This is a genomic window from Alcanivorax sp. HI0044 (genome assembly GCF_001634945.1).
Map to the genome: position 1 here is coordinate 1 of NZ_LWEZ01001963.1, position 1042 is coordinate 1042.

The 1042-nt window shown below is 60.6% G+C and carries 1 protein-coding gene and 1 pseudogene; both read left to right on the forward strand.

Translation table 11 applies throughout. The annotated features are described in order from the left end of the window. The coding region (locus tag A3730_RS29070) for a type II and III secretion system protein family protein (RefSeq protein ID WP_063539442.1) at positions 1 to 764 on the forward strand (764 nt) is incomplete at its 5' end. Positions 765 to 768: 4 nt separating this feature from the next. After that, positions 769 to 1042: pseudogene (locus tag A3730_RS29075) on the forward strand (hypothetical protein); the annotation flags it as partial.

Genomic DNA, 1042 nt, shown 5'->3' on the forward strand with positions numbered 1-1042 from the left:
GCAATTCATTCAATGGTGGTCAGTCTGCGGTGGGCATTGCCGCACCGGGCTCCGGCTTTCAGGTGCCGGGCGCGGTGCCTACTCCGCTGGGAACAGAGGGTTTTAACCTGTTTGGGTTCGGTCCCAACTCGGTGTTGGCCATTAATGCGCTGGAATCCGGTGGGTTTGCGTATACCTTGGCGGAACCGTCGCTCACCAGTCTGTCCGGCCAGAGCGCCAGCTTCCTGTCCGGTGGCGAATTCCCGGTGCCAACTCGCAGCACCACCGACGGAGTGCAGATCGAATTCAAGGAATTCGGCATTGGCCTGAGCCTGACGCCCACGGTCATCGACAAGAACCAGATTATTCTCAAGGTGGCGCCGGAAGTGTCCGAACTGGATTTCTCCGCCGGCGTGGAAACCGGTGGTGTGGCAGTGCCTGGCCTGCGTGTGCGGCGGGCGGAAACGACCGTGTCACTGGCCCCGGGTGAAACCTTCATTATCAGTGGTCTGGTTAGCCGTAACACCATTAACAGCAGCGCCCGGTTGCCGGGCATCGGCAATATCCCGCTGCTGGGTGCGTTTTTCCGGTCCACGCGAATTCAGAAAGATGACAAGGAGCTGGTGATGGTGGTGACACCGCATCTGGTGACGCCGCAGCAGGCCACCACCCCGCCGGTGACGTTGCCGGGCGCCGGCTACCATTCCAGCAGCATGGGCTGGCTGGATATGGCCACGGAAAGCCGACGCGGCTCCCAACCCATCCGTCATGGACTGAGCTGGTGATGCTATGAGTGACCACGACATTGTTCTCTCGGTTGTTGACGATGAAGGTATCGAAGCCTGGCTGGATAGGGTGGTGGAAGAGCCGTTCCGGCTGGAGCAGGTTAGCCGTTCCGATTTGACCCGGGTGCTGCGCTTACTGGAGGCGACGACGGCCCATGTGGTGATGGTCGAGATATCCGAAACGGATATGGACCAGTCGCTGGCCATCATTACGGCCCTGACCAGTGCACGCCCCTGGGTTACCGTGATCACCGTGTGTGCTCGCTCAAACCAGGAGC